The organism is Methylomonas montana (assembly GCF_030490285.1).
Taxonomy (GTDB): domain Bacteria; phylum Pseudomonadota; class Gammaproteobacteria; order Methylococcales; family Methylomonadaceae; genus Methylomonas; species Methylomonas montana.
In genome coordinates this window covers 2,123,987-2,149,258 of sequence record NZ_CP129884.1, presented here as the reverse complement: position 1 = coordinate 2,149,258, position 25,272 = coordinate 2,123,987, and the positions used below count along the sequence as shown (strand labels likewise).

Annotated in this window: 26 protein-coding genes; 5 read left to right on the top strand and 21 right to left on the bottom strand. The window is 49.3% G+C overall.

The window, feature by feature from the left end; genetic code table 11:
• Position 1 precedes the first annotated feature (1 nt).
• The 13 genes from QZJ86_RS10020 to QZJ86_RS09960 all read right to left on the bottom strand — a co-directional run bounded on the left by QZJ86_RS10020 (position 2) and on the right by QZJ86_RS09960 (position 12,205).
• Positions 2–1,204 (bottom strand): methyl-accepting chemotaxis protein, encoded by a 1,203-nt coding sequence (locus QZJ86_RS10020; protein ID WP_301938629.1) that lies wholly within the window; start codon positions 1,202–1,204, stop codon positions 2–4.
• Between the two features lie 6 nt (positions 1,205–1,210).
• Positions 1,211–2,269 (bottom strand): protein-glutamate methylesterase/protein-glutamine glutaminase, encoded by a 1,059-nt coding sequence (locus tag QZJ86_RS10015; RefSeq protein ID WP_301938628.1) that lies wholly within the window; start codon positions 2,267–2,269, stop codon positions 1,211–1,213.
• Positions 2,270–2,277: 8 nt separating this feature from the next.
• Positions 2,278–2,916 carry a chemoreceptor glutamine deamidase CheD gene (gene cheD, locus QZJ86_RS10010; RefSeq protein WP_301938625.1) on the bottom strand — a complete coding sequence of 213 codons (639 nt, stop codon included), beginning with the start codon at positions 2,914–2,916 and terminating at the stop codon, positions 2,278–2,280.
• Positions 2,913–3,749 (bottom strand): CheR family methyltransferase, encoded by an 837-nt coding sequence (locus tag QZJ86_RS10005; RefSeq protein WP_301938624.1) that lies wholly within the window; start codon positions 3,747–3,749, stop codon positions 2,913–2,915. Before QZJ86_RS10005 ends, cheD begins: the two co-directional genes overlap by 4 nt.
• 52 nt (positions 3,750–3,801) lie before the next feature.
• The gene (locus QZJ86_RS10000) at positions 3,802–4,317 is read right to left on the bottom strand and encodes an STAS domain-containing protein (RefSeq protein WP_301938622.1); all 516 of its coding nucleotides are present in this window, start codon (positions 4,315–4,317) and stop codon (positions 3,802–3,804) included.
• Positions 4,317–5,078: a ParA family protein gene (locus tag QZJ86_RS09995; protein ID WP_301938620.1), complete on the bottom strand. Its 762-nt coding sequence runs from the start codon at positions 5,076–5,078 to the stop codon at positions 4,317–4,319. The genes QZJ86_RS10000 and QZJ86_RS09995 overlap by 1 nt, the downstream gene beginning before the upstream one ends.
• Positions 5,075–5,581: a chemotaxis protein CheW gene (locus QZJ86_RS09990; RefSeq protein WP_301938617.1), complete on the bottom strand. Its 507-nt coding sequence runs from the start codon at positions 5,579–5,581 to the stop codon at positions 5,075–5,077. The genes QZJ86_RS09995 and QZJ86_RS09990 overlap by 4 nt, the downstream gene beginning before the upstream one ends.
• 43 nt (positions 5,582–5,624) lie before the next feature.
• On the bottom strand, positions 5,625–7,964 hold the full coding sequence (locus tag QZJ86_RS09985; protein ID WP_301938616.1) for a methyl-accepting chemotaxis protein: 2,340 nt from the start codon (positions 7,962–7,964) through the stop codon (positions 5,625–5,627).
• 42 nt (positions 7,965–8,006) lie between these two features.
• Positions 8,007–8,522 carry a chemotaxis protein CheW gene (locus tag QZJ86_RS09980; protein WP_301938614.1) on the bottom strand — a complete coding sequence of 172 codons (516 nt, stop codon included), beginning with the start codon at positions 8,520–8,522 and terminating at the stop codon, positions 8,007–8,009.
• A 16-nt stretch (positions 8,523–8,538) separates the two neighbouring features.
• Entirely contained in the window at positions 8,539–10,611 is a 2,073-nt protein-coding gene (locus QZJ86_RS09975) for a chemotaxis protein CheA (protein WP_301938613.1), read from the bottom strand.
• Positions 10,612–10,651: 40 nt separating this feature from the next.
• Positions 10,652–11,014: a response regulator gene (locus tag QZJ86_RS09970; protein WP_301938612.1), complete on the bottom strand. Its 363-nt coding sequence runs from the start codon at positions 11,012–11,014 to the stop codon at positions 10,652–10,654.
• Positions 11,015–11,268: 254 nt separating this feature from the next.
• Complete coding sequence (locus QZJ86_RS09965) at positions 11,269–11,643, bottom strand: RNA recognition motif domain-containing protein (RefSeq protein ID WP_301938611.1); 375 nt, start codon at positions 11,641–11,643, stop codon at positions 11,269–11,271.
• A 91-nt stretch (positions 11,644–11,734) separates the two neighbouring features.
• Positions 11,735–12,205, bottom strand: a complete 471-nt coding sequence (locus tag QZJ86_RS09960) for a type IV pilin protein (protein ID WP_301938610.1) — start codon at positions 12,203–12,205, stop codon at positions 11,735–11,737.
• 255 nt (positions 12,206–12,460) lie between these two features.
• Here QZJ86_RS09960 and QZJ86_RS09955 point away from each other — a divergent pair, with 255 nt between their 5' ends.
• The 4 genes from QZJ86_RS09955 to QZJ86_RS09940 are packed head-to-tail and all read left to right on the top strand — an operon-like array spanning position 12,461 to position 17,864.
• Complete coding sequence (locus QZJ86_RS09955; RefSeq protein ID WP_301938609.1) at positions 12,461–13,168, top strand: GspH/FimT family pseudopilin; 708 nt, start codon at positions 12,461–12,463, stop codon at positions 13,166–13,168.
• Complete coding sequence (locus QZJ86_RS09950; protein WP_301938608.1) at positions 13,168–13,833, top strand: PilW family protein; 666 nt, start codon at positions 13,168–13,170, stop codon at positions 13,831–13,833. The genes QZJ86_RS09955 and QZJ86_RS09950 overlap by 1 nt, the downstream gene beginning before the upstream one ends.
• Before the next feature lie 36 nt (positions 13,834–13,869).
• A complete protein-coding gene (locus QZJ86_RS09945; RefSeq protein WP_301938607.1) occupies positions 13,870–15,159 on the top strand; it encodes a pilus assembly PilX family protein in 1,290 nt (429 codons plus the stop codon).
• Between the two features lie 35 nt (positions 15,160–15,194).
• On the top strand, positions 15,195–17,864 hold the full coding sequence (locus QZJ86_RS09940; RefSeq protein WP_301938606.1) for a PilV family protein: 2,670 nt from the start codon (positions 15,195–15,197) through the stop codon (positions 17,862–17,864).
• 209 nt (positions 17,865–18,073) lie between these two features.
• Here QZJ86_RS09940 and queA read toward each other — a convergent pair whose 3' ends face one another.
• From queA to QZJ86_RS09900, 8 genes are all read right to left on the bottom strand, one after another.
• The gene (gene queA, locus QZJ86_RS09935) at positions 18,074–19,093 is read right to left on the bottom strand and encodes a tRNA preQ1(34) S-adenosylmethionine ribosyltransferase-isomerase QueA (RefSeq protein ID WP_301938604.1); all 1,020 of its coding nucleotides are present in this window, start codon (positions 19,091–19,093) and stop codon (positions 18,074–18,076) included.
• A 168-nt stretch (positions 19,094–19,261) separates the two neighbouring features.
• Positions 19,262–19,504, bottom strand: a complete 243-nt coding sequence (locus QZJ86_RS09930; protein ID WP_301938601.1) for an FAD assembly factor SdhE — start codon at positions 19,502–19,504, stop codon at positions 19,262–19,264.
• The gene (locus tag QZJ86_RS09925; RefSeq protein ID WP_301938599.1) at positions 19,501–20,286 is read right to left on the bottom strand and encodes a succinate dehydrogenase iron-sulfur subunit; all 786 of its coding nucleotides are present in this window, start codon (positions 20,284–20,286) and stop codon (positions 19,501–19,503) included. The genes QZJ86_RS09930 and QZJ86_RS09925 overlap by 4 nt, the downstream gene beginning before the upstream one ends.
• A complete protein-coding gene (gene sdhA / locus QZJ86_RS09920; protein ID WP_301938597.1) occupies positions 20,286–22,070 on the bottom strand; it encodes a succinate dehydrogenase flavoprotein subunit in 1,785 nt (594 codons plus the stop codon). Before sdhA ends, QZJ86_RS09925 begins: the two co-directional genes overlap by 1 nt.
• 3 nt (positions 22,071–22,073) lie before the next feature.
• Positions 22,074–22,454: a succinate dehydrogenase, hydrophobic membrane anchor protein gene (sdhD, locus tag QZJ86_RS09915; protein ID WP_301938596.1), complete on the bottom strand. Its 381-nt coding sequence runs from the start codon at positions 22,452–22,454 to the stop codon at positions 22,074–22,076.
• A gap of 14 nt (positions 22,455–22,468) precedes the next feature.
• Complete coding sequence (gene sdhC, locus QZJ86_RS09910) at positions 22,469–22,840, bottom strand: succinate dehydrogenase, cytochrome b556 subunit (RefSeq protein WP_301938592.1); 372 nt, start codon at positions 22,838–22,840, stop codon at positions 22,469–22,471.
• A gap of 37 nt (positions 22,841–22,877) precedes the next feature.
• Positions 22,878–23,051: a DUF1674 domain-containing protein gene (locus tag QZJ86_RS09905; protein ID WP_301938590.1), complete on the bottom strand. Its 174-nt coding sequence runs from the start codon at positions 23,049–23,051 to the stop codon at positions 22,878–22,880.
• 18 nt (positions 23,052–23,069) lie between these two features.
• Positions 23,070–24,377, bottom strand: coding sequence for a citrate synthase (locus tag QZJ86_RS09900; protein ID WP_301938588.1), 1,308 nt, complete (start codon positions 24,375–24,377; stop codon positions 23,070–23,072).
• 331 nt (positions 24,378–24,708) lie between these two features.
• Here QZJ86_RS09900 and QZJ86_RS09895 point away from each other — a divergent pair, with 331 nt between their 5' ends.
• Positions 24,709–25,020 carry a hypothetical protein gene (locus QZJ86_RS09895; RefSeq protein WP_301938586.1) on the top strand — a complete coding sequence of 104 codons (312 nt, stop codon included), beginning with the start codon at positions 24,709–24,711 and terminating at the stop codon, positions 25,018–25,020.
• Positions 25,021–25,272 lie beyond the last annotated feature (252 nt).

The window sequence follows — 25,272 nt, the reverse complement described above, 5'->3', positions numbered from 1 at the left end:
GTTAAAACAAATCCACATCACCTTCCTCCATGGAAGACTGCGAAACGATATTGGACTTCCTGACCCGCCATTGCTGTTGCATATCCCGCAGGCGATCGGCACCTTGGACTAACTGGTCCTGCCAGCTTGATCTATTCCCGGTTTTAAACACACCTAAACCTACTCCTATTTCGTCTTGCAAGGAATTGAAATGCTGTAAATTAAATTGCAGATATTCAATTAGTTGTCGGGCCATATCCTCAAATTGCAAACCTCTCACCGCATTGCCGACGCTGGTTTCAATCCTGTTAGTTAATCGCGAAACTTCACCGACATTGCGGGTAATATTGGCGTTGATGACCGTAATATCCTCCATCATCTTGTCGATACTGGCCTTAGAACTAATTGCAACATTCATATCCTTGGAGGCCATGACTTCAATCATGGTTTGCGCGTCGTGAATATTATCCTTGGAGGCTTTAACCACCAGCTTAATTTCTTCGCTGAACTTATCCGAGTTTTTCGATAAATTACGCACTTCGCCGGCAACGACCGCAAATCCGCGGCCCGCATCACCGGCTCTGGCCGCTTCGATAGCCGCATTCAGCGCCAACAGGTTGGTTTGGTCGGCAATTTTTTGGACATCACCCAACAATTTTTCGACATGCGCCATGTGCTCGCCCACATCATTGATCACCGCCACCATTTCCATGCTCTGCTTGCTGATTTGCAAAATATGATCGATGAAAAACTGTAAGACATTGTCGGTTTCTTGCGTGAACTGACTGAAATTAAGGCTGTTACTGCCATTATCCACGGCGCCCTCCAGATCGGAGACCAGAGAATGCACGACGGCCGACTGTCCGGATGTCAAACTGTGCAAACTGTTAAAGCTGTCCGACATGGTATTGACCGCATCCGCGAGCATGGATTTCAGTTGTTCCAATTCCGCGCGAAAGCAATTGGCTTCCTGCTCGATACAAGCGCTCAAATGCTCGATATAACTATCAATGGCGTTCGCTAAACCCGCTTCACTCCTATCCTCATCGCGAGACGCATCCTGTTGCGCTATTTGCTGCGTACGAAAGCATTTGAACATCCAAAGCGCAATCACCAGCGGTGCAGCGAGTTCATAAATGACAGGCGAAGGTACCAAAAACGGCAAAAAACATACGCACAGCGTGAATACCGTCAGTACCGCGTTGTTTCTCAAGAATTGCATCATAAAAGTTTAATCCACCAGCGCCAGAATTTTTTCGGCTATTTTTTCCAAGGATAACACATGATGAGCGGCACCCAGTTTATAGGCCTCGCCAGGCATACCCCAAACCACGCTGGAGGCTTCGTCTTGAACAATGTTGATTGCCCCGGCATCGCGCATTTCCTTCATGGCTATCGCTCCATCTGCACCCATCCCGGTCAGCATGACACCGATGGCATTGCTGCCGACATTTTCGGCAACCGATCGAAATAAGACTTCTACGGAAGGTTTGTGCCTGTTGACGGGCGGACCATTATCCAAGCGGCAAGCATAACGAGCACCATCCCTTACCACCCGTAAATGTTGATCGCCTGGCGCGATGTAAATGTGACCGGGCAAAATCAATTGGCCATCGCTGGCCACGCACGCGGTCATCTCTGAAGCATCGTCCACATGTTTGGCAAACGACGCGCTGAAAGCAACAGGTAAATGTTGAGAAATCACAATGGCTGGCGCTGATTTGGGTAGGTTTCTCACTAATTGTTTTACCGCTTCCGTGCCTCCCGTCGATGAACCGAGCGCCACCACTTTGTGAGTCGTTTTGAAATGTTTTTTAACTCCCAAACTCGTTACGTCAGTAGAACCGTACATCATGCCTTTCGCCTGATTAACTGCCAATGTATTCACTTTTGCCTGAGACGCCATCCTGATTTTCTCGACAATCTCATCTGCATACGCGAGCAAACCTTGCGTGACATCGACTTTAGGCTTGGCGACGAAATCAACCGCGCCCAGAGAGAGTGCCTCCAGCGTGACTTCGGCGCCTTTTTCGGTCAATGTCGAAATCATCACCACCGGCATCGGCCGCAGACGCATCAAATTGCGTAAAAATGTCAACCCGTCCATGCGCGGCATTTCCACGTCCAGTGTTAACACATCCGGATTCAAGGCTTTGATCTTTTCTCTAGCAATAATGGGATCGCTAGCTGTCCCCACCACTTCAATGTCGCCTGATTCATTGAAAATATGGGTCAGCATTTGCCGGATTAACGCGGAATCGTCGACGATTAGTAGCTTAATTTTTGCCATCTTGCGCCCTAAAATAGCTCTACGCTGCCTTCAACCGGCGCATTCTTAATACTCGAACTGTATTGTTTCTCGCGCATAAAGATCGTTTGATTGTGCAGATCCTTGATTCTTTTCATTCTGACCCGCCCCGTCATTGGAAAAAAATTGACTTTCCGCGGGTAAATATCGCCCAAATCTTGCGAAACCAGTTTCAATGCTTCTGTATCCACATAGTCCAACACAAACTTGATATTTCTGGCACCGACATCGCCCAAGGTCGCAATAATTTTGCCGCCCCCAAACAATTTAACTTCCAAGTTTTTACGTTTGCCGCCGTTTTTCAATATGCTGTTAATCAAATGTTCCATCGCGTAATTACCGTAACGCGAGGCATTGCCGACCACCGCTTCGTCCCGTGCGTTCAAGCGGTTTTCAGTGGTCTCCGGTAACATGAAATGGTTCATGCCGCCCACACCGGTTATTACATCGCGTATACAAGCGGCCACACAAGAACCGAGCACGGTAGTAATCATTTCATCTTGATTGGTAACGTAATATTCGCCGGGCATCAGTTTTGCCGCCACTATCTGATTTTCCTGATCCCAGTAGCGGTTGACGTTTTCGAAACCGGAGATAAGTGATTTTTCGACGTTATGTAGCTGGCTCACTTGCGCAGTTTCCTATAAATAGTATTCCCAACCAGACTAAATCCGGTATCGAGCTGATGCAATGATTCGGAGTGGCCTATGAATAGGTACGCCCCCTCCTCAAGCAAACTGCAATAGCGGTTGGCCAGTATGGCTTTGGTTTCTCTGTCAAAATAGATCAGTACATTCCGACAAAAAATAAAATCAAAATGCCCCTTAAAAGGCCACTGCTGCATCAAATTCAATTGTTTAAACTCAATCAATTCCCGCAGCTCCGACTTAATCCGTACTTTATTCGATTGACTGCCAGCACCTTTTTGAAACCAGCGTTTCAGACGCTGCTCCGCGATGCCGGACACCCGATCAACCGGATAAATGCCGGCGGCGGCGGTCGCTAGCACATTGGTATCAAGATCGGTCGCCAAGATGGTTATTGCCCAATCAGCAGGTATATTTTCCTTTAAAGTCATCGCCAAGGAATAAGGCTCTTCGCCGGTTGAACAGCCGGCGGACCAAATTTTAATTTGCTTGCTGGCGGCCTTTTTTTTCAACAGCTCCGGAATAACTGTCCGGCTCAAAAATTCGAAGTGGTGATTTTCGCGAAAAAACGAGGTGAGATTCGTGGTAACGGCATTGATAAATTCGGTAAATTCATCGTCCGGATTATTTTGCAAATAGTGGCAATATTGCTTAAAGGTAGTAAACCCCAACATCCTAACGCGTTTCGACAGCCTGGAATAAAACATGTCAAACTTATCGTCCGGCACCAAAATACCGGAATATTGGTTGGATATTGTTCTTAAAACATCAAAATCGGCCTTTGTATATTCAAATTCGCGCGGCTTTTCTCTCATTAGTCCCTTTTGAAAATCGGTTGTAACGATAGCGGGCTAGTTAGTTGCCGATTCAGAAAAATCCGGATGCGGCTTGATCGACTTCGAGCATTTCGGCAATACCCAACAATTCGGCGGCTTCGATAAATCTATCGGACGGAAAATCAATCGATATCGACTTCTGCAAACTTACTGCCGCTTGTTTCAATACCAATAGCAGCTGCAAGCTTGAGGTGTCTATCATCGTCACCGCCGATGCATCGATGTCGATAGCGTCGTGATGATTCAACATCTGCATCAACTGCTGATGTAACACGGTGACATTTTGAATATTAAGCACTGGTTCCAAGACCAGCACAGCCTTTTCAGCGTTCTCTGCCAAAGTGCCATCGGTTGCTTGCGGTGGCGTTTGAAAATTCGCTGTTTCTGGAATTATAGCCAAGGTGTCTATTAAACCGACGAATTCTTGAGTTTCGCGATATTCGGAACCATCCGATTCGGCTACCGGTTCGCTTCGTTGGTCGGATGCTTTAAGCATCCATGCCAAAGGATCGTATCCGATCAAACTATTTTCGTCTTTTTCCGCCATCACATCACTCTCCCTTCCAAAAAGTCTTTAGCAAGTGCCGTAAAATCTCTTGCTGATCGACAGCCAGGACGATATTCAAAAATAGTCTTACCAAAACTCGGACATTCGGCAAGTAGCGCGGTCTCTCGAATAGCGGTCGCCAGAATTTTACCGGGAAAATATTTTTGCAAGACGCCTAACACCTCTTTTGAAATTCGCCGAGTAGGTACATAGCGAGACATTACCAAGGAAAATTTATATTGTTTTTTTAAGGCGCTTTCGAACTTTTTTATCGTGCCCATTAAATGTGACAGACCTTGCAAAGCCAGATAATCACTAGTCATCGGCACCAATATTTCGTCGGCCGCGAACAAGACATTGGCGACTAACACCCCCGACGAAGGCGGGCAATCTATAAAGATAAAATCTTGCTCGATGTTACTGTCGTGTAAAGCTTTGCGCAGTAGATCGCCACACTGCGCGCCACCTTCCAGCAATTGCTCGACTTCCTGCAAGCGGGGACCGGCAACCACCAAATTGAGATTTTTTCTGACTGGAATTAATTGCCGCTCCAGGCTGCAATGATCCAGCATCACTTCATCGATACCACTCTTCTGCGACTCAACAACCCCCAAGGAAACGGCTAAGTGGCATTGCGGATCAAAATCTATCACCGTGATTTTTTTACCCAGCTTAGCTAATGCATGGGTCAAGTTAACCGAGGTTGTCGTCTTGCCAACCCCGCCTTTCTGGTTAAGGACTGCGACAATCCTAGCGCTCATTTACCCTCTACGGCAGAAGATAAACCGATCATTTCGCCAAATTCTTCCGGATTCAGTAGTTTGTCGACATCCAATAACATCACCATGTTCTTCTTACCGACATACAAGCCTTTCATATATTGAGTATTGATTTTAGATCCCAAATTAGGTGACTTTTTAATGTCGGAAGGATTAATATCCAGCACATCGGATACGGCATCGGCAACAATCCCCATTACCGTAAGGCCCGCTGCGGTATTGATGCTCATCACTATCACCACCGTAACGGGGGTGTAATCCACTTTTTCCATCTGAAAGCGCTCGCGCAGATCGATAATCGGCACGATGGAGCCGCGCAAATTTAATGCACCTTTGACGAAATCGGGGGTGTTGGGAATTTTTCTGATCGGCTCCCAACCCCTGATCTCCTGCACTTTCAAAATTTCAATGCCATATGCTTCGCCGGCTAACTCGAAAGTTAGAAATTGTTCCACCTGTTTATTGGATACTGTGTCGGCTGTCATGGCTATATACCCTAAGCAATCAGATAAAAATCAAATATCGCAATTAAAAATCCTGCCATTCGTCATCGGACTCAGTGGATTGATAATTGCTTTGTCTGATCGGCTGCGGCTTGGGCGCTCGGCTCGGCTCCGACCGGGTAACACCGCTGTTCGCCGCGTGATGAACAATCTGTTGCTGACTGGCTTTTTTTTCCGTTTTGAAGAATGACAACATTTCAACCATGTTGGTTGACAAATCGCTCATCGAAACGCTGGCCGCCGAAGCTTCTTCAGCCAGTGCGGCGTTTTGTTGGGTAATTTCATCCATTTGCGCAACGGCCTGATTGACTTGACCGATCCCGGCAGACTGTTCAACACTGGCATCGGCAATTTGAGCAACGATATCGCCCACTTTTTTTACACCGGCCACAATTTCAGTCAGCGCTTTCCCTGTTTCATTGACAAACTCGGTGCCGGCCCTGACTTTTTGCACACTGGTTTGGATTAACTCCTTACTTTCCCGAGCGGCGGTGGCACTTCGTTGGGCCAGATTTCTGACCTCGGTGGCAACCACGGAAAACCCCCGACCTTGCTCGCCGGCTCTAGCGGCCTCGACCGATGCATTCAATGCCAACAAATTGGTCTGAAAAGCAATTTCATCGATCACGCCAATAATATCGGCAATTTTATTGCTGCTTTCGTTAATCTCCTGCATGGCGGACACCGCAGCCTTCACAACATTGCCGCCCTTTTCAGCCAGTTCCTTGGCGTTATTGGCCACCAAATTCGCTTGTTGGGCATTATCCGCGTTGTTTTTAACGGTACTTGTCAGCTCTTCCATGCTCGCGGCGGTCTCTTGGAGATTTGCCGCCTGCTGCTCCGCGCGTTGCGACAAGTTGTTGTTGCCACTAGCAATTTCCTGAGACGAATTATTGATGAAATTCGCCGACTCGCTGACCTGCCCGAAAATTTCGTTCAGCTTATCAATAGTGGTGTTGATATCGTTCTTGCAACTGAGGTACACCCCTTGAGAATCGCTGGTAATGCGATTAGTCAAATCGCCCTCCGCCATGCTCTGCATGGTACTACCGACTTCACTGAACACATTTTCAATAACATCGGTTAATTCATTTATGCCTTTACTAAGCGTTTCAAAAAAGCCTTGTTTATCGGCAAGCTGAATCCGACTAGTCAATTCGCCAACCTTAACAGCCTCGACGATACTGGCAATCTCCTGCTCGATTTTGACTTCGTGCGTCCTATCCAGCCATTCAACGACGATGCCGATACGCTCGGCGTCGTCGTTCATCACCGGATTCGCGACGATATTCATATGCCTATCGCCAATCACCAACGCAGAACTAAACGTGCTGGATAGGTTTGCTAATATGCCGCGTTGATGTGCCGGTTTTTTATGGAACTGGTCGATATTGGCGCCCATTAGCTTGTTCGCATCGAATGCCGGCAATTGTTTGCGAATGTCGGTTTCCGCATTTTTGAACATATCCGCAACGGTTTTGTTCATATAAATGATCTCCAGATCATTATTGGCTACCATCACGCAAGATTGCACATTATCCAAAGCCTGTTTGATGCGCATCGCCTCTGATCCGATCTGCTTGGAATAAGCCAAATCGGAATTTAGTTTGACTTGCATGCCATATAAGGCACGTTTGAAATCGCCAATTTCATCGCCGCGATTCAGATCGATGGTATTTCTGAAATGTTCGTCCGACAGCCTATAACAAATGTTGATCGAACTCTCGAAGGTTTGAACGATATTTCTGATCAAGCCATATCCGATGAGCGTGCCTATCGCAACCAACGCCGATAACCAGGATACATCAACCACGTTTTGCGCTAAATAGGCTGAATATATCGAATATAGAGCGGGTAGCAGCAAGGTCAGATAGACAATGCCGGCTTTTTTCCACAAACCTATATCCGACAGTTTTTTAATCGCCGCCGCAAAACCTGTCGGACGCAGCGTCGCTTTATCGGCATTTAATTTTTCATACAAGGATTCGGCCTGCGCAATTTGTTCGCGCGACGGGGCGTAACGCACGGAAAGATATTCATGCACCTTGCCATTTTTAAATACCGGCGTGACATTCGCTTCCACCCAGTAATAATCACCGGATTTGGTTCTATTTTTAACCGGTGCTGTCCATGGCAACCCGGCTTTCAAACACATCCATAAATCCTTGAAAGCCGCTGGCGGCATATCAGGGTGTCTAACCACATTGTGATTAGCGCCTATCAGTTCGTCTTTACTAAATCCGCTGATTTCGATGAAAGCATCGTTCGCGTAAATAATGATGCCTTTCGGATTAGTGCGCGTGACCAAAATGGTACCGGGCTTCATCAAGACTTCGCGATCGGTCACCGGGTGATTGACTCTCATTGCATATCCTCCATCAGGACACAGCCAGACACTGCTCTTGTTTCAACTTTCATCTTCATCATCCACGCCATCAAGTTTTAATAATTTATCGACATCCAATAGCATCACCATCCGGTCGTTTACAGACGCCAGACCGTTGATAAATTCGGTGCTGACTTTGGCGCCAAAATTGGGCGCGCTTTGAATGCTTTTTTTATTGATATCCACGACATCGGAAACCGAATCGACTACAACACCCATCACGCGGGTCTTATCCGCCATTCGGGCTTGCAAAACCACTACCACCGTCAAAGGCGTATAAGCACTATGGCCTAGCTGAAAACGCTCCCGTAAGTCGATAATCGGCACAATCGCGCCCCGCAAATTGACCACGCCTTTTTCATACGCCGGCACATTGGGTATCCGCGATACCGGCTCCCAACTGCGAATTTCCTGTACGCGCAGAATGTCCACACCGTACTCTTCCTGACCCAAGGTAAAGCTGAGGAATTGCAAACTGCTTTCCTGCTTTTTCGCCTCTTGCGGCGCTGTATCATTGACTTCGATAAGTTCCGACATGATATGTTTAATCCGGTTATTGATTGGCCAAACGCACTAAACCGGGAATATCCAGAATCAGCGCCACCGAACCGTCTCCTAAAATGGTTGCCGCGGATATACCTTCGATTCGACGATAATTCGCTTCCAAAGACTTGATCACCACTTGTTGTTGGCCGAGTAAATCATCCACGAATAAGCCGCAACGCAACCCTTGGCCCTCGACGACCACGATCAAACCTTCGGTCAGCTTAGTGGTTTTGGCGCTGGGGACATTGAAAATCTCATGCATCCTGACAATCGGCAGGTATTGGCCACGCAACAGGAAGGTTTCGCCCTTGCCGGCCACCCGGTTGAGCCTATCTTCCTTAACATGCAACGATTCGATGATGGAACCCAGCGGCAAGATATAAATTTCGTCGCCGACGGCAATCGACTGGCCATCGAGTATGGCCAGAGTCAGCGGCAAATGTATCGAAATCGTCGAGCCCTTTCCCAATTCGGACAGGATTTCAATATTGCCGCCCAAGGCCTGAATATTGCGACGGACCACATCCATGCCGACGCCGCGACCGGAAATATCGGTGAGTTTTTCGGCAGTGGAAAATCCCGGCATGAAGATCAGTTCGTAGGTTTGCTTATCGGTCAGGATGGCATCTGCATCGATCAAGCCTTTCTCGATGGCTTTGGCCCGCAGTTTGTCTTTATCTAAACCTTTACCGTCATCGCTGACTTCGATGACGATATTGCCGCCACGGTGATAAGCCTCCAGCGTCACCGTACCGGTTTCGGGCTTGCCGGCAGCCAACCGAACGTCCGGCATTTCGATGCCGTGGTCGAGACTATTCCTGACCAGATGCACTAAAGGATCGCTGAGCAGTTCGACGACTGTCTTATCGACTTCGGTATGCTCGCCTACCAATTTAAGTTCGATTTTTTTGCCCAACTTACTGCTGATGTCATGTGCAAGCCGAGGAAAGCGGCTAAACACAAAACTGATAGGCAGCATGCGAATATTCATCACGCTTTCCTGCAGCTCGCGGGTATGCCGTTCTAACTGAGACAGGCCGTTTTTCAACTGATCCAGTTTATTCAACTCAAAATGTTCACCCAGTAAACTCAGCATGGATTGAGTTATCACCAACTCGCCGACCATATTGATCAGCGTATCGATTTTGCTGGTATCGACCCGAATAGAACTGGAACCTTTTGCGGCAGTTTTTGCTTCTTCCTTGTTGCCGGCTTTTTCAACACTTGCCAATTTAGGTTCGGTAGTCTTTGAGAATTCAAAGCTTGCTGGCTCGATGCTCGAATTTACAGCGGGTACGGGCGAAGCTTGTTGCGATACGGCTAATGCCGATGACCCCTCCCCATAAATGGCTAGTTTAGCTAGATCGCAATCGTCTTCGACCCAATCGAAAATCTCGTCGATTTCCGCCACGGACGCATTGCCTATCAACTCCAGCTTCCAGGATAAATGACATTCTTCCGGATCAAGATCGTAAAAATCCGGTACACCCTGCAAATCGACCGTCGTCTTTAATTGACCAAGAGTAGCCAATTCCCTAAACATCCTGACCGGCTCGTTACCGGTTTTTAGTAAATGCAAATGCGGACTAAAGGCGATTTTCCAGCCAATAATCTCTTGCTCAACACCGGATAAAGGAACATTGTTTGCCATGGAGCCAACTGCTGGTTGCTCTGAAAAATCGGCCGCGCCGAGATTATTCAGTTCGTTATCCAACGCTTGCTTATGCTCGGCAACATCAGTCCGGTCAATTTCGCCGTCTGTCTGTATCGCTTGCAGCATGTCCCGCAAACAATCAACGGATCCCAATAATACATTGACAGCCGGTTGCGTGACTTTCCGACGCCCATCGCGCATCTCGTCCAACAAGGTTTCCATCACATGGGTGAAATCGGAAACCGCCGTAAAGCCAAAAGTGCCGCTACCGCCCTTTATCGAATGCGCAGCCCGGAAAATGGTATTGATATCATCGACATTGACATCGCCCATATCGAGATTGAGCAATCCGGATTCCATTGCATCAAGGCCTTCGAAGCTTTCCTCGAAAAACACTTGATGGAATTGCGCCATATCGATAGCCATAGAATTACCGAATCCTTTGTAGCGTTGAGAATATCAGAAACTAACCCATCACCTTTTTGATGGTTTTCAACAACTGATCAGGATTAAACGGCTTAACAATCCAGCCCGTAGCGCCGGCATCCTTACCTTGCTGTTTTTTATCCATACCGGCTTCGGTCGTCAGCATCAACATGGGCGTAAACTTATAATTGGGCAATGCCCTTAAATCTCTAATCAACTCAATCCCATCTTTATTAGGCATGTTGACGTCGGTCACAATGCAATCGAAAGCCTGCGCCTTGGCTTTGTTCAAGGCATCCAAACCGTCAACCGCTTCCACCACGTTGTAACCGGCGCCTTTCAATGTGAAAGACACCATCTGTCTCATCGATGCAGAATCGTCTACTGCGAGAATTGTTGCCACAATTTTTCCTCCAAAATTTATCGAATTTATATTTGAAATCTACCTGAACATGCCATTGATGGATTGTGTTCAGGTAGGCAGGCGATCTTTGTGCCCCATTAAAGTGCGACTAAGCTACAACAAGATTGTAGTTACTCAAAATTGAATTACCGAAAATGCGTACTGCGACATGCGGCCGGCCGGCATCAACCGAGACAGCAACAGATAGGAAAAGATGAGCGAACCTTGATGGCGCTCATTTGAGCGTCATGACATTAATTTATGCGGATCCCCGATCTTCGACGATCTCTTTTTCTTTTATCGGTTTTCAGGCCTTTTGCGGGAAGCTCATTCCTTTGTCGCCTATCATTTTGCCAATTTCTCACTTCATATTCATGGACATTAAGCAACGCCCCAAAGGCTGATTTTCCATTCAATGAATGGATGACTCGCATCGCCACGTCATCCGGTGTCACAAACGCCACACCGTGATATTCAAAAGGCTTTTCGTCATAACTCACTTCTATTATTTTTACCGACTTAAGAGAACCGCTTTTTTGCCAAAACTGCCCTTCAAGCGAAGGTTTAATCAGCTTCTCCAAATCATACTTATTGATGGTGGACGGTATATTTTTTATGATTAAAAACATTGCTACTTATCTACTTCAATACGAACGCGATATGGGGGACGAGTTATTAAGCTCGTTGCCCCTCCATTTTGACAATGAGCTCAACTTAGCTCTACTTCCCCCAACATTCCTGCACATCTGCATCTGTCGTTTGCGAAGCCGAGGTCGTTTTACCATCTTGATTGACAGCAAAAACATTGCACTTCGTGTCCGTAAAGTCACTAGGCGTAGCTGTAAATTTATAGGTTGTATTATTTGGCGTACCTGAAATTGCAATGGTGTAATGTCCATTTGGCGAATTGTTCGGAAGATTAATTTTTAAATCTGAACAACTAAATGTAGCCGGTGAAATCGGATATCCAGGTGTAATTGTTGTGGCGTATTGTGGACAATTAGCCCGATATTTTTCCTGGGCCAATTGCGCTTGCAACAAAGCGGCCTTACCATCTGAACGTTTAGAGCGAACAACATATTCTCTATAAGAAGGATACCCAACCGCCGCCAAAATACCGATCACCACTATCACAATCATCAGCTCAACCAACGTAAAACCAAAAATCTTTTCTCTCACTCTGTGTTTCATTTCAAATACCTTTTATTTAGCGGGGTGTATAAGGAAAGTGAGCTAGTCACCTATACTAACTATATTCGAAGACGTACCAAAATTATCGAGACTTAGCCCGAGAAAAGCAAACCTATACAAACAACCACGGCATTACTGCAATTGACGATGAGGATTGTTTCCGAATACGGAAACCGTATGGCAACCACTCTCATACAGCAGGAAAACGTGTGTGACTGATGCTTTCTCCATAATGCGTTAAACTGGAGGCCAAGAATGTTATCCGGTGTAGCAACAAACAACCGACGGTCGGCAAAACAAGCATACCTAAGCTTAGACACAATGACTCATATTTCACGAACGCAAAAAAGATATTTGGTTGAAAAAACCGAACTGGCAAGAAAGCGCAAGCAGCAATATGGATTAACACTGATTGAGCTATTGGTGGTGATTGTCATCGTCGCCGTGTTAGCCGGACTTGCCGTCCCTTCTTTCCAAGATCAAATGCGGCAGCAACGCGTGGAAGGCGCGGCAGAAGGTTTGGTTGCGGCATTGCAAAACGCAAAAGCGGAAGCGGTGACTAGCAACGCTGCAATCACTGTGGGCAAAAGCATCGTATTTACATCGTCCGGCTCAGTCTGTACCGGCGCTGCCTGCGCTAGCGCCAGCAATGCTTATAGCGATTGGTGCTATGGCATGACAAAAGCAGGCGCTACGACTTGCGATTGCTCGACCGCCAATAGCTGTGCTGCGGGCAGCGTAGTTAGCAACACCGATTACACAGGGATAACCGTTACCTTTAATACCGCAAAATCGCGAACATTCGAATCACTGAGAGGCACAGCAACTTCCGGCACCATCCGGTTTTTTGCAGCCGGTGGAAAATCGCTCGGCGTCACCACCTCCTCAACCGGCAGAATCAGAATTTGTAAGGATAGCGCTTCCACGCTAACCAGCTATATCGACAGCGGAGCCTGCCCATAATGAAACCTTCAACTATTTTAAACACCAAGCAACAAAGACTAACCGGATTTACCTTGGTTGAATTATTGGTTTCGGTTTTAATCGGCCTAATCATTCTTGGCGCAGTATTGGGTATCTTTGTGTCGATGATAAAATCGGACAATGAAAACTTAAAATCCATTCGGCTCAATCAGGAGCTTAGAGCGGCCATGAGCCTGATGACCCGAGATATTCGCCGTGCCGGCGCAAACCGCAATGCTGCAACCAATGCCGCAACTCTGCCTCCAACCAACCCGTTCTCGTCGACCAGTACGGCCAACACCGCCTCTACAGCAACACGCTTGGTGATTAGCGGTGGTGGTAACACCATCTCCTACTCCTTCGATGAGGCTACTGGCGGCACCACCGAATTATATGGCTTCCGCCTAAACACTACGGCTGGCACTGAACGGATCGAACAATGCAACGGTTCAACCAGCGTTGCCGCAGGTTGCGGCACCTGGCAACCCGTGACAGACGAATCGCTGGTACGTATCACTGGTCTCACTTTCACCGATACCACCGTAGTCGAGGCCGGCATCAACGTTCGGCAAATTAGGATCAGTCTGTCCGGCGTCTTGCGCAGAGACACCACGGTAAGTCGAACCATTACCGAAACCGTAAAAATCCGTAACGATGAATTTTAGCGTTTCATCAAAACGACTGAATAGGATGGTGAAGTTATGAAATCACTAATAAAACACTCGTATCAACGCGGAATGGCTACCTTGGTCGTCACCATTGCAGTGCTTGTGACCGCGACTCTGATGGTCATTTTCGCCACCAAGGTCGGCATGTTCGACCAACGCATGGCCGGCAACGAAACACGCCACAAGGAGGCGTTTGCGATTGCCGAGGCCGGACTGGATTATTCCACCGAGCGTTTCATTACCGAGTTTAAACGGCTCTACGATGGCACAAGCCCAACCACCACCACAAACACACTTGCCACCATTCTGGCCAATGCCCAGGCGACCGATCTCAGAGCCGATGGCACTGCCGCCAGTGCCGGTCAAGCCAAGTTTAGTGTAACCGTCGTCAATAGCGGCGCAAGCCTTGGCACTATTCCGATATTTACTTTCACCAGCACGGGCACCAGTGCCGACGGCTCCGGCTCGGCAAACGTCATTCGCCAAATCAGCATGGCCAACGCACTGGGCGGCAGCACCCCCGATGTTCCCTTGATCGTTGGCGGATCGGTTGGCACCGGCGGCAATTTCAATATTGTCGGCAACCCCAACGGTTCTGGGCCAGGCGTGCCGGTATCAATTTGGTCAGGCCCCCCCAGCAACCCACCTAAAGTCATCGAACTGACTAGCGGCTCCGCAGCCACCTGCCACAGACAATATTTTGGTGGCAATAATCCCCAATGCGGTCCGTCTTATCTATCGCACGCGGAGATGGGCGGCGTAACACTAACTTCATACAGCCAAAGCTACCCGGACTTGCTCCCCAACGATGCCAATTTTCCCACCGATCTGTTCCGGTTTCTGTTTGGCATCAACAAAGCCGATTGGACTACAAAAAAAGCGGAAGCCGATAGTTATGGTCATGTCGTGTCCAGTTGCAGCGGCTTGAACGCCAGTTCAGGCAATACTTATCCGCTATGGTGGATCACCGGCGAGTGTCAGTTGGGTCCGGGTCAGGTAATTGGCTCTACAACCAAACCGGTAATTCTGGTACTGGATAACCAAGCCCTGACTATGAATAGTGGGACTTCCGTTATTTATGGGATTGTTTATATTTTCGATAATCCCACTATTGCTAACACCACCGGCAACCCGCCGACGCCAGGCATGAAGCTGGGAGGCAGCCCAATGATTCAAGGCTCGTTGATTTCCGACGTGGGCGGTGATCAGATGCAAGGTAGCTATTCAGTCGTTTACGACCCCGACTTACTGAGTAACCTTGGCGGAAAAAATGGCAGTAGCTACACCGCCGCGTATATTCCCGGCAGTTGGCGCGACTTTTGATAAATACCAACCACAGCAAACTTCAGGTAACTCATATGAAATCCGCTAGACGACAACGAGGCGTAGGCCTAATCGAAGCATTGGTTGCCGGCTTGGTATTTGCCGTGGGCATCGCCGCGGTCATCCAGTTGCAAGGCAAGTTTTTCAAAAACAGCAGTTCGGCCAATGCCCGATCCATAGCGATGAGTATCGCTCAGGAAAAACTGGAAGATTTGCGTGCTTTCCAAAAGGTTGACTCGACGGATACCACGATCGTTGACTTCACCGGCATTGGCACCAATACCGGCGGTCGGTTAACCAACCCGGTATTGAGCGCCACCGGCTTCGACACTAATAGCCCTCCACAGCCTCTAAAAACCCTATCGATAGGTAATATCTCATTTTCCAGAAACTGGACGGTCACCGATTATTATTACAACAACGGCACGCTGACCACTCCGGTTCCTGGCGGCACTATCCCCGATCAAAAAAGAGTCGTCGTCACCGTCACTTGGAGCGATGTTGGCGACGCCGCAGATCAGACTCTTGCCCTGGAAGGTTTAATAAACAACAATGGCCCTGCGGCTCTGGCAGCGTTGTCTCATAATAGTGGCGGCAGCGGCGAGAAACCTACGGTTTATTATTCCCCTAGCCTGGATCAAGACGTCGTGGCGGTCGGGGTAGGCAGCACCACCAAACGGGAAACGCTGGTACCCACCGCAGATAGCAGTAGTCAGGTCAAGTTTACCGCCTACACCTACACCTCGACAGGCCAATTGCTACGTCAGGAAGATTTTTTAACCGTATCCTGTAACTGCGCATTTACCACATCCGGCCAGGCGCGAACGGCTTCCTATGCAAAATGGGAGGGCAATAGCTACAAAGACCAGGCAGGTGATTTAGTCGACAAGGACAAAGGTTGCGCTACCAATGGCAATAACGGCAACTGTCTTAGCAATCCAGACGAATTTTGCAGCGTCTGCTGTGGCGACCATCATGATCCTGGCGCTTCCACCGTAGACGGCTCTGACAACAAATACTGCAATCCCACCGCTTCAACCGATGACGTCCGCGATCGCTGCTACGATCCGTTCAGGGGCGCATCGGATTTCAGTAGCGGCAAGCACAAACACTATTCCAGCTCTGGTACGCTCGCCAGCGCCTCGGGCGATCAGTATTTGGAATCCTGCCGGATGAAAAGAATCGATGGCTTTTGGCGAGTATATCAGGATTGGCATCGAGTCGAAATCAGTGCCTTCCCGCTCAGTGAATTGGCCCTGGTATCGGGTCAGACCAGTACTGCCGAGACTACCTATGCCAACTATGTTAAAGGTATTGTCGATGCGATCCTGGACGACAACACCATTTCAAAATTTTACGGCCAATCGTTTACATTACCGACCAAACCGGACGTCGCCAACCGTACCGCTTCCAACCCGGTATCCGTTTCAGTTGGTGGTCAGCAAACCCTGACAGCGCGCGCCGTTTATGTCGATTATCTCAGTCCGTCTGTACTAACCGAGATTAAGGCAAAAAAATCGGCAAACGCAGACTACTTAATTCATGTTCCATTTTATGAAGTGGATGTGACCAATCGCGGCCCCAAATGTAACGCCGCAACGCAAGCGGCCTATGGAGGCTGGTGCCCACCCAATACACATGAAGTCGACGTAGGTGCGGGTGACATTGCCGATCAAAATGGAAACGGTTTAGCCTCCGGCGTAATTGAGGGCGTTTCAGCCACAACCGGCTCGGTCAATGTTACTTACAGCATGCGCCGCAGTAATAGCGGTTTAATGGGCCTCAGCGAACCTGTCGATAGGGCAAATGTAGACAATAGCGACATACTCCGCGGTGCTAACTCGACGACAAGTCCACGCGATATTGCTCAGGTAGCGGTGTCGGTGACAACCGGCGCTGTCAGTACCACGCATACCCTGTCGGTGACCTTGAGCGGTGGTAGCCCAAGTTCTGGAACCCTGTCGATCACGCCAAACAGCGGTACCGCCAGTTGTACGGGCAGCGGTACGTCTTACAGCTGTACCGTACCTAACAGTGTAGCCGGTAGCTTAAGCTTTAGCGGCTTGGCCGGCACCGATACTTGCACAGGATCGAGCAGCTACAGCGACAGCTCGACAAATCAATCGGTTACATTACCCATAAGCTGTGCGGCAGCCGGTACTCTCCATACACTAACTGTCACACTGACTGGAGGCACACCTTTGACTGGCACCTTCAGCTCTGACTTAGCAAGCAATTGCAACGGTAGCGGCACATCCTATACCTGTAGCGAATCGAATACGGCCACCGGCACCGCCACGTGGAGTTATTCAGGCGCAACCAGCTCAGGCAGCAGTTGTTCGGGCACAGGCACTTATGCGACAAGCACTACGGCTCAAAGTATTAGTGTGGCTATCAGCTGTGTTGCCACCAGAACGCTGAATGTCTGCTTGACCGGCGATAATTTCACCGCCGGTACGCTCCAAGCCACACCGGCCTCCGGTGGGTCGCAAACGACTTGCTCCACACCCAGCGGCAACTGCGGATCTGGGAACAGTGCGGGCAAAAGCTCAAACTGTACGGTTCCGAGCGGTGCAGGTGGAACACTAAGCTTTACCGGCAACACCAATAGTCAAACATGCGATGGCCCTACCAGCCCCGCATCGGCCTACACCTACGGAGTAAACGACACCACCTTCAGTATGTCTATTGACTGCCATAACTAGAGCCACTTGCGGCGATTCCACTGGAGACAGGAATCGCCGCAAACTCTATTCGGTGAATTATGCATCGTGAAAGCCGGCAATATCTCTACCGGATAATTTACATGCGACTGAAGGAAGCCAGCCCGGCAAGCCTGCGTAGATAACTATCGGTGAAACGAATTTCGGCTTTACATAGGGCGGCCGCCCGGCTACCCCAGGAGTGCTTAAAGTTAGATAACAATCATCGCGTCGCCATAACTGAAAAACCGGTAGCGTTGCTCGATGGCATAACGGTAGGCATTCATTACCGCGTCGTAGCCGGCAAATGCCGACACCAGCATCAACAGAGTCGATTCCGGCAAATGAAAGTTGGTTAGCAGTGCATCGACCGATTTGAACGCATAGCCCGGCGTGATGAATAGATTGGTATCGCCGAATCCGGCTTGCAATGCACCGCTAATCGAAGCCGACTCCAATGCTCTAACCGCCGTGGTGCCGATCGCTACCACCCGGCCGCCTTTTTCCCGAGTTTGGCTTACGGCGTCGACGCAAGCTTGCGAGACGCTATAAAATTCTTTATGCATCACATGCTCCGATAAATTCTCGACGCGCACCGGCCGAAACGTGCCGCTGCCGACATGCAAGGTCACAAAGCTGCGCGGCACGCCTTTTTTGTCCAAGCGTTCCAAAGTTGCTTGATCGAAATGCAACCCAGCCGTCGGTGCCGCCACCGCACCAAGCTGATCGGCAAATACGGTTTGATAACGGTCCAGGTCGCTGACCTCATCGGAACGACTAATGTAAGGCGGCAATGGGATATGCCCTACTTCAGCCAATAATCCCAACAAGCCGGCCTCTGCTTCAAATTCCAGCCGGAATAGATCCTCTTCTCTACCCAGCACCCGGCAGATCACACCATTTTCCAATATCAACAATGAGTCGGCCTTGGGTGATTTGCTGGCCTTGACATGGGCCAAGGCGCGACGTGTATCCTCAATGCGTTCGATCAAAATCTCGACTTTACCGCCGCTCGCCTTACGCGCGAACAAGCGCGCCGGCATCACTTTGGTATTGTTAAACACCAGCAAATCATCACTGGTTAACATATCGACAAAATCGGCAAACTGGCAGTCTGTAATAGTTGCAGTCTGTTTATCCAAGCGCAATAAACGACTGGCGCTCCTTTCCGGTAGCGGATATTGGGCAATAAGCTGGTCGGGCAACTGATAATTAAAGTCGCTCTTTTTCATGACAGATGTTTTTGAGTCAATTTTAGATAACTGTGCTGTGATCTTAGTCAACCGCAGTACAGGCAATAGGGGATTATTTTATTCGAGATTACTTGAAGTTTATTCAGCTAACAAAAGCGCAGCACCTGTTTAGTACTCTTATCGCAGCCGGCATCGAGATTACACACTTTAAGCAGGCAAGGCCCTCATCAATGCGACAAGATCCGCCAAATCGGCATCGGCTGGAGATTGTTCGCCCATCAAATACCTCATCAAATCGCTGTCTTCCAGATCAAGCAGTTCTAAAAATGTCTGTTGTTCCCGGCTGTCGGCCGTCAGATAGCGATTATCCAGATACCTGAGCAATATCAGATCAAGCTCCAGCGTACCGCGCCGGCAACGCCAGCGCAGTTTATTGATGTTTTCACTCACAGATGATGATCGCGCTCTACCAACAGTTTTTTGATTTCGGCGATAGCCTTGGCCGGATTGAGGCCCTTCGGACACGTGTCGGTGCAGTTCATGATGGTGTGGCAACGATACAATTTGAACGACTCGTCGAGTTCGTCCAGGCGTTCCTTATCGTTTTCATCGCGGCTATCGGCCAGCCAGCGATAAGCTTGCAGCAAAATGGCCGGACCGAGATATTTATCACTGTTCCACCAATAGCTTGGACAGCTGGTCGAACAACAAGCGCATAGCACGCACTCATACAGTCCGTCCAGTTTGGCACGCTCTTCCTTGCTTTGCAGGCGTTCGGCATCGGGCGCTTCGGATTCAGTGGTTAACCAGGGTTTGATTGAAGCGTATTGCTCGAAAAAGTGGCTCATATCCGCCACCAAATCTTTGACCACCGACATATGCGGCAACGGGAAGATTTTAATGGTCCCTGAGTAATCGCCGATCGCCTTGGTACACGCCAGCGTATTTTTACCGTTGATGTTCATCGCGCAAGAGCCACACACCCCTTCGCGGCAGGATCGGCGAAAGGTTAGGCTACTGTCGATTTCGTTCTTGATCTTCAAGATCGCATCCAGCACCATTGGCCCGCATTTATCCATATCAATCTCGTAAGAATCGATGCGCGGGTTTTCGCCGGAATCGGGATCCCAGCGATAGACTTCGACCAGACGAATGTTAGTCGCGCCTTGGGCAGCCTTATATATCTTGCCTTTTTTGACAACCGAGTTTTTGGGGAGTGTAAATTCAACCATTAGTAAACCCTCTCTTTAGGCGCAACGACTTCGACCTCGTCGGTGAGCGTGTACAGGTGAACGGGGCGATAATCGATCTTGACCTTATTGTCCTGCCGCCAAGTCAAAGTATGCTTCAGCCAGTTTTTGTCGTCGCGTTTCGGGAAGTCTTCACGAGCATGGCCACCACGGCTTTCCTGGCGATTGCCGGCCGCAGTGATGCTCACTTGCGCCTGACCCAACAGATTATCCAGTTCCAGGGTTTCGACCAGATCGGTATTCCAGATCAGTGACTTATCGCCGACTTTAACGTCATTGAACGACTCGGCGATTTCGCCGATGCGTTGAATGCCTTCCTGCAAGGTGGATTCGGTTCTAAATACCGCTGCCTTGGCCTGCATCGTGGTTTGCATCTCCAGACGAATCTCGGCGGTTGAACGACTGCCGTTGGCGTGACGGATTTTGTCGAAACGCGACAACGCGTGATCGCAAGCGTCTTTCGCCAATGGTTTATGCGCGGCGCCCGGTTTGACCAATTCGGTGCAACGGATTGCCGCCGCACGGCCAAACACCACCAAATCCAGCAAGGAGTTAGAACCCAATCGGTTGGCGCCGTGCACCGAAACGCAGGCGGTTTCGCCGATCGCCATCAGTCCGGGCACCACATAATCCGGGTTGCCATCCTTTAAAGTCACTACCTCGGCTTTGTAGTTGGTGGGAATGCCGCCCATGTTGTAATGCACTGTCGGTAGTACCGGAATCGGTTGTTTGGTAACGTCAACGCCCGCAAAAATCCGCGAAGTTTCGGCGATACCCGGCAAACGCTCATGAATCACGGCCGGATCGAGATGTTCCAGATGCAAATGCACATGATCTTTTTTCGGACCGATACCGCGACCTTCGTTGATTTCCACGGTAATCGCCCGGCTGACTACGTCGCGCGAGGCCAAGTCCTTGGCGGTCGGTGCGTAACGCGCCATGAAATGTTCACCTTCGGAGTTGGTCAGATAACCGCCCTCTCCGCGCGCGCCCTCGGTGATCAGACAGCCGGAACCGTAAATGCCGGTCGGATGAAATTGGATGAACTCCATGTCTTGCAAGGCCAAACCGGCCCGCAATGCCATGCCATTGCCGTCGCCGGTCACAGTGTGTGCCGAGGTGCAGGAGAAAAAGCTACGGCCGTACCCGCCGGTGGCCAGTACGGTTTGATGGCCGCGGAATAGATGGATGGAGCCGTCGTCCAGACACCAAGCCAACACCCCCTTGCATTCGCCGTCTTCCATGATCAAATCCAGCGCGATGTACTCGACGAAAAACTCGGCATGGTGTTTCAGGGCTTGCTGATACAAGGTATGCAGAATCGCGTGCCCGGTGACGTCGGCCGCCGCGCAAGTACGTTGCGCGAACTCCTTGCCATAGTGCGTGGTCATGCCACCGAAAGCGCGCTGATAAATCTTACCGTCCGCTGTGCGGGAAAACGGTACCCCGTAATGTTCCAGTTCGATGATGGCCGGAATCGCTTCGCGGCACATATATTCGATGGCGTCCTGATCGCCCAGCCAGTCCGAACCTTTCACGGTATCGTACATGTGGAAACGCCAGTCATCTTCGCCCATGTTGCCCAGCGCGGCGCTGATTCCGCCTTGCGCGGCGACGGTATGGCTGCGGGTCGGAAACACCTTGCTGATACAAGCGGTTTTCAGGCCTTTTTCCACCATGCCGAAAGTCGCCCGCAAACCGGCTCCGCCGGCGCCAACCACCACGACATCGTGTTGGTGTTCAATGATGTTATATGCTGAGGCCATGGTTTACCTTGCCAATAAAATAATGATAATCGCGAGCAGTGCCGCAATGCCCAGAACTAAAAAAATCAGATTGGTGGCGCGGATCGCCAGATGTCTGACAGGAATCGTCGAGACATAATCCTCGATCACCACTTGCACGCCCAACGCGGCGTGGTAGACCACCGCCACCGTCCAGGCAATGATCGCCATGGTATTAAACGGCGAAGATAACCAATCCACGGTTTCCGCATAAGGCGCGTTCAGTGCCTTGTTCAATAACACGATCAACCAAAACGACAGCGGTACCAACGCGACGGCGGTAACACGCTGATACCAAAAATGCCCTGAGCCGCTATGCACCGAAAAAAAATCGGCGGCTTTTTCCAGTAATGCTTTGTAATCCATAATCAGCCCTCTTTTTAGGAAACCACAAAGGTAATCAGTGTCAGCGATGCGGACGCAATCAATTCGTAGACGGCAAATTTATCCAAAGTAACGCGGTCAAAAGTCTTACCTGTATCCCAGATCAAATGGCGAATACCGTGCACTAGATGAAAAAACAGCGCATAGATGAAGCCCCAATAGACTAATTTGAACAACCAGTACTTCATGAAATCCTGCATCGCGCCATAAACGCCCTCGCCAGCGGCAATCGCGAACAGCACATAGACAAACAGCACGAGGCCCATCGACAGAAACACGCCGGTCATGCGATGGGTGATGGAAACCAGGCCGGTCAAAGGCAAGCGATAGACTTGCAGGTGGGGCGAAAGGGGTCTGTTTGCTGACATGATGTTCCCTAAAGTTAAGTTTAAAAATAACGCTGGATCAAAAATCGACGCAACGTCCCTTGCGTTCCCAATCGCCGAAGCGCGTGGGTTCCGGCCCTTTCGGACCGTTGATTTCTTCGGGTAATGACGGTATCTGTTCAGCCACCTCTGCGGGTGTTGATTCAGATTCGGGATTGTCGATCTGTGCCTGCAAAGTTTGCTTGTCTTTCATGTCGGTATGATGACTCGATTAGCGATTGTTAATAGCCACAAAATCCCGGCGTGGCAAACCCACATACAATTGCCTTGGGCGGCTGATCGGCAATGTCGGCTCTTCCATCATTTCCAACCAATGCGATACCCAGCCTGCCGTCCTGGCAATCGCAAACATCACGGTGAACATATCCACCGGAATATGCAAGGCCTTGTAAATAATGCCGGAATAAAAATCGACATTGGGATAGAGCTTTTTCTCGATGAAATACTCGTCTTTCAACGCATATTCTTCTAATGCCAAGGCCAATTCAAACAGCGGATCGTTAGTGTGCGTTCTGCTTAATACCTCATAGCAGGTTTTGCGGATAATGGTAGCGCGCGGATCGAAATTTTTATAAACACGATGGCCGAAACCCATCAAACGGAACGGATCATTATGATCCTTGGCCTTGGCGATAAATTTAGGCACATTTTCGACAGTGCCTATTTGCGCCAGCATATTCAACACCGCTTCGTTAGCGCCGCCGTGCGCCGGCCCCCACAATGCGGCAATGCCGGCCGCAACGCAGGCATAGGGATTGGCGCCCGTACTACCGGCCATTCTCACCGTCGACGTGCTGGCATTTTGTTCATGGTCGGCGTGCAGAATAAACAACAGATTTAGCGCTTTGACCAGATTGGGATCGATGTAGTGTTCCTGATCGATATAGTTTTGCGAAGAGCGCGAGAACATCATGTTCAAAAAGTTTTCGCAGTAACTCAAATCCATGCGCGGGTAAACGAAAGGCCTACCGATCGAATGCCTATAGGAAGCGGCGGCGATGGTCGGCATCTTACCTATCATCCGCGTCGCACAAATGCGGCGGCTAGCGTGATCCTTAATGTTCAGGTCGCTGTGATAAAACGCAGACAAGGAACCCACCACGCCGACCAGCATCGCCATCGGATGTGCATCGTAATGAAAACCGTCGAAGAACTTCCGCAAGGCTTCGTGAATAATGGCCCGGTCGCTAATTTCTTCGTTAAAGTCGCGCAACTGCGTGGCATCCGGCAACTCACCATTCATCAGCAAATAGGCGACTTCGGTAAATTCGCAGTTTTCGGCCAGCTGTTCGATCGGATAACCGCGATACAACAAAATACCTTTATCGCCGTCGATATAAGTGATTTTGCTTTTGCAAGCGGCGGTAGCAATAAATCCCGGATCGTAAGTAAAACAACCCAGGTCTTTGTTCAAAGAGCGAATATCAACGGTATCTGCACCCAAAGACCCCTTCAACAACGGATATTCAACTTCTTTTCCGGTGGCGTTATGCCTGACCAGTAAAGTATCGTTCGACATGGTTTCCTCAGTTATCTGTTAGCAGAAGCTTAGCAGTCGGATTTGATTATCACACAGGCTACCCATTCGGCCAAACCCTTGTGTAATCCTGCCCACATTTTTCAGAAAACGTAGCTTCATACAGGAAAATATCCCTACACACCTGCGCCTAGGTCGCTGCAATAATGTATTTGACCAGTTGCGTCGGTATACTAAGCCGACCTGTAACAATTCCATATCTAAAAACCTGACTACAGGTTCTTAAAGTTCAATGATATGAGAGCACTGATTGCAATACCGCTGCCGGTACTGTTGACTGGGTGTTCTGGTATGGGAAGGGCTATTTCAGTTTATGGGGGACTCAGCCGTGCAGCGGTCCGAGCTTGATTTTCAAGACCACACTTTCCGCATGTTCGACAGGAAAGACCTGAACAGCATCATGGTTACGCCGTCATTCGGCGATTCGCTGAAAAGCGGGGCTATCAAAGGCGCAACTTTTGGCGGACTTAACATCCAAGACGACAAAGGCCGATTTACCGCTGTCACCCTATCCTATCTTGAGAAAGAACTGCCTAATGAAGTGTGCAATGTTGATAAAGCTGAAATCCTAATCGACCCGCAATGGGCGCTGTTTTATACCTGCAAGGTTAAGACAGGGAATTAAAGCCAAATAAAAAACAAGCGCACCAATGCCTTACGTGTTGATTACGATTGATTAAATCCGGTTACACTGGGGTTACACAAAACCATCACGCAACAAAAAAGGCCTAGGTCGTTAAACCTAAGCCTTTGATTTGTCTGGTAGCGGGGGCAGGATTTGAACCTACGACCTTCGGGTTATGAGCGCCAACCAATAACAGGCGAACACATCGGGACACGCTGAAACGTCCTTAGGATCAATAGGATAACAGAAACT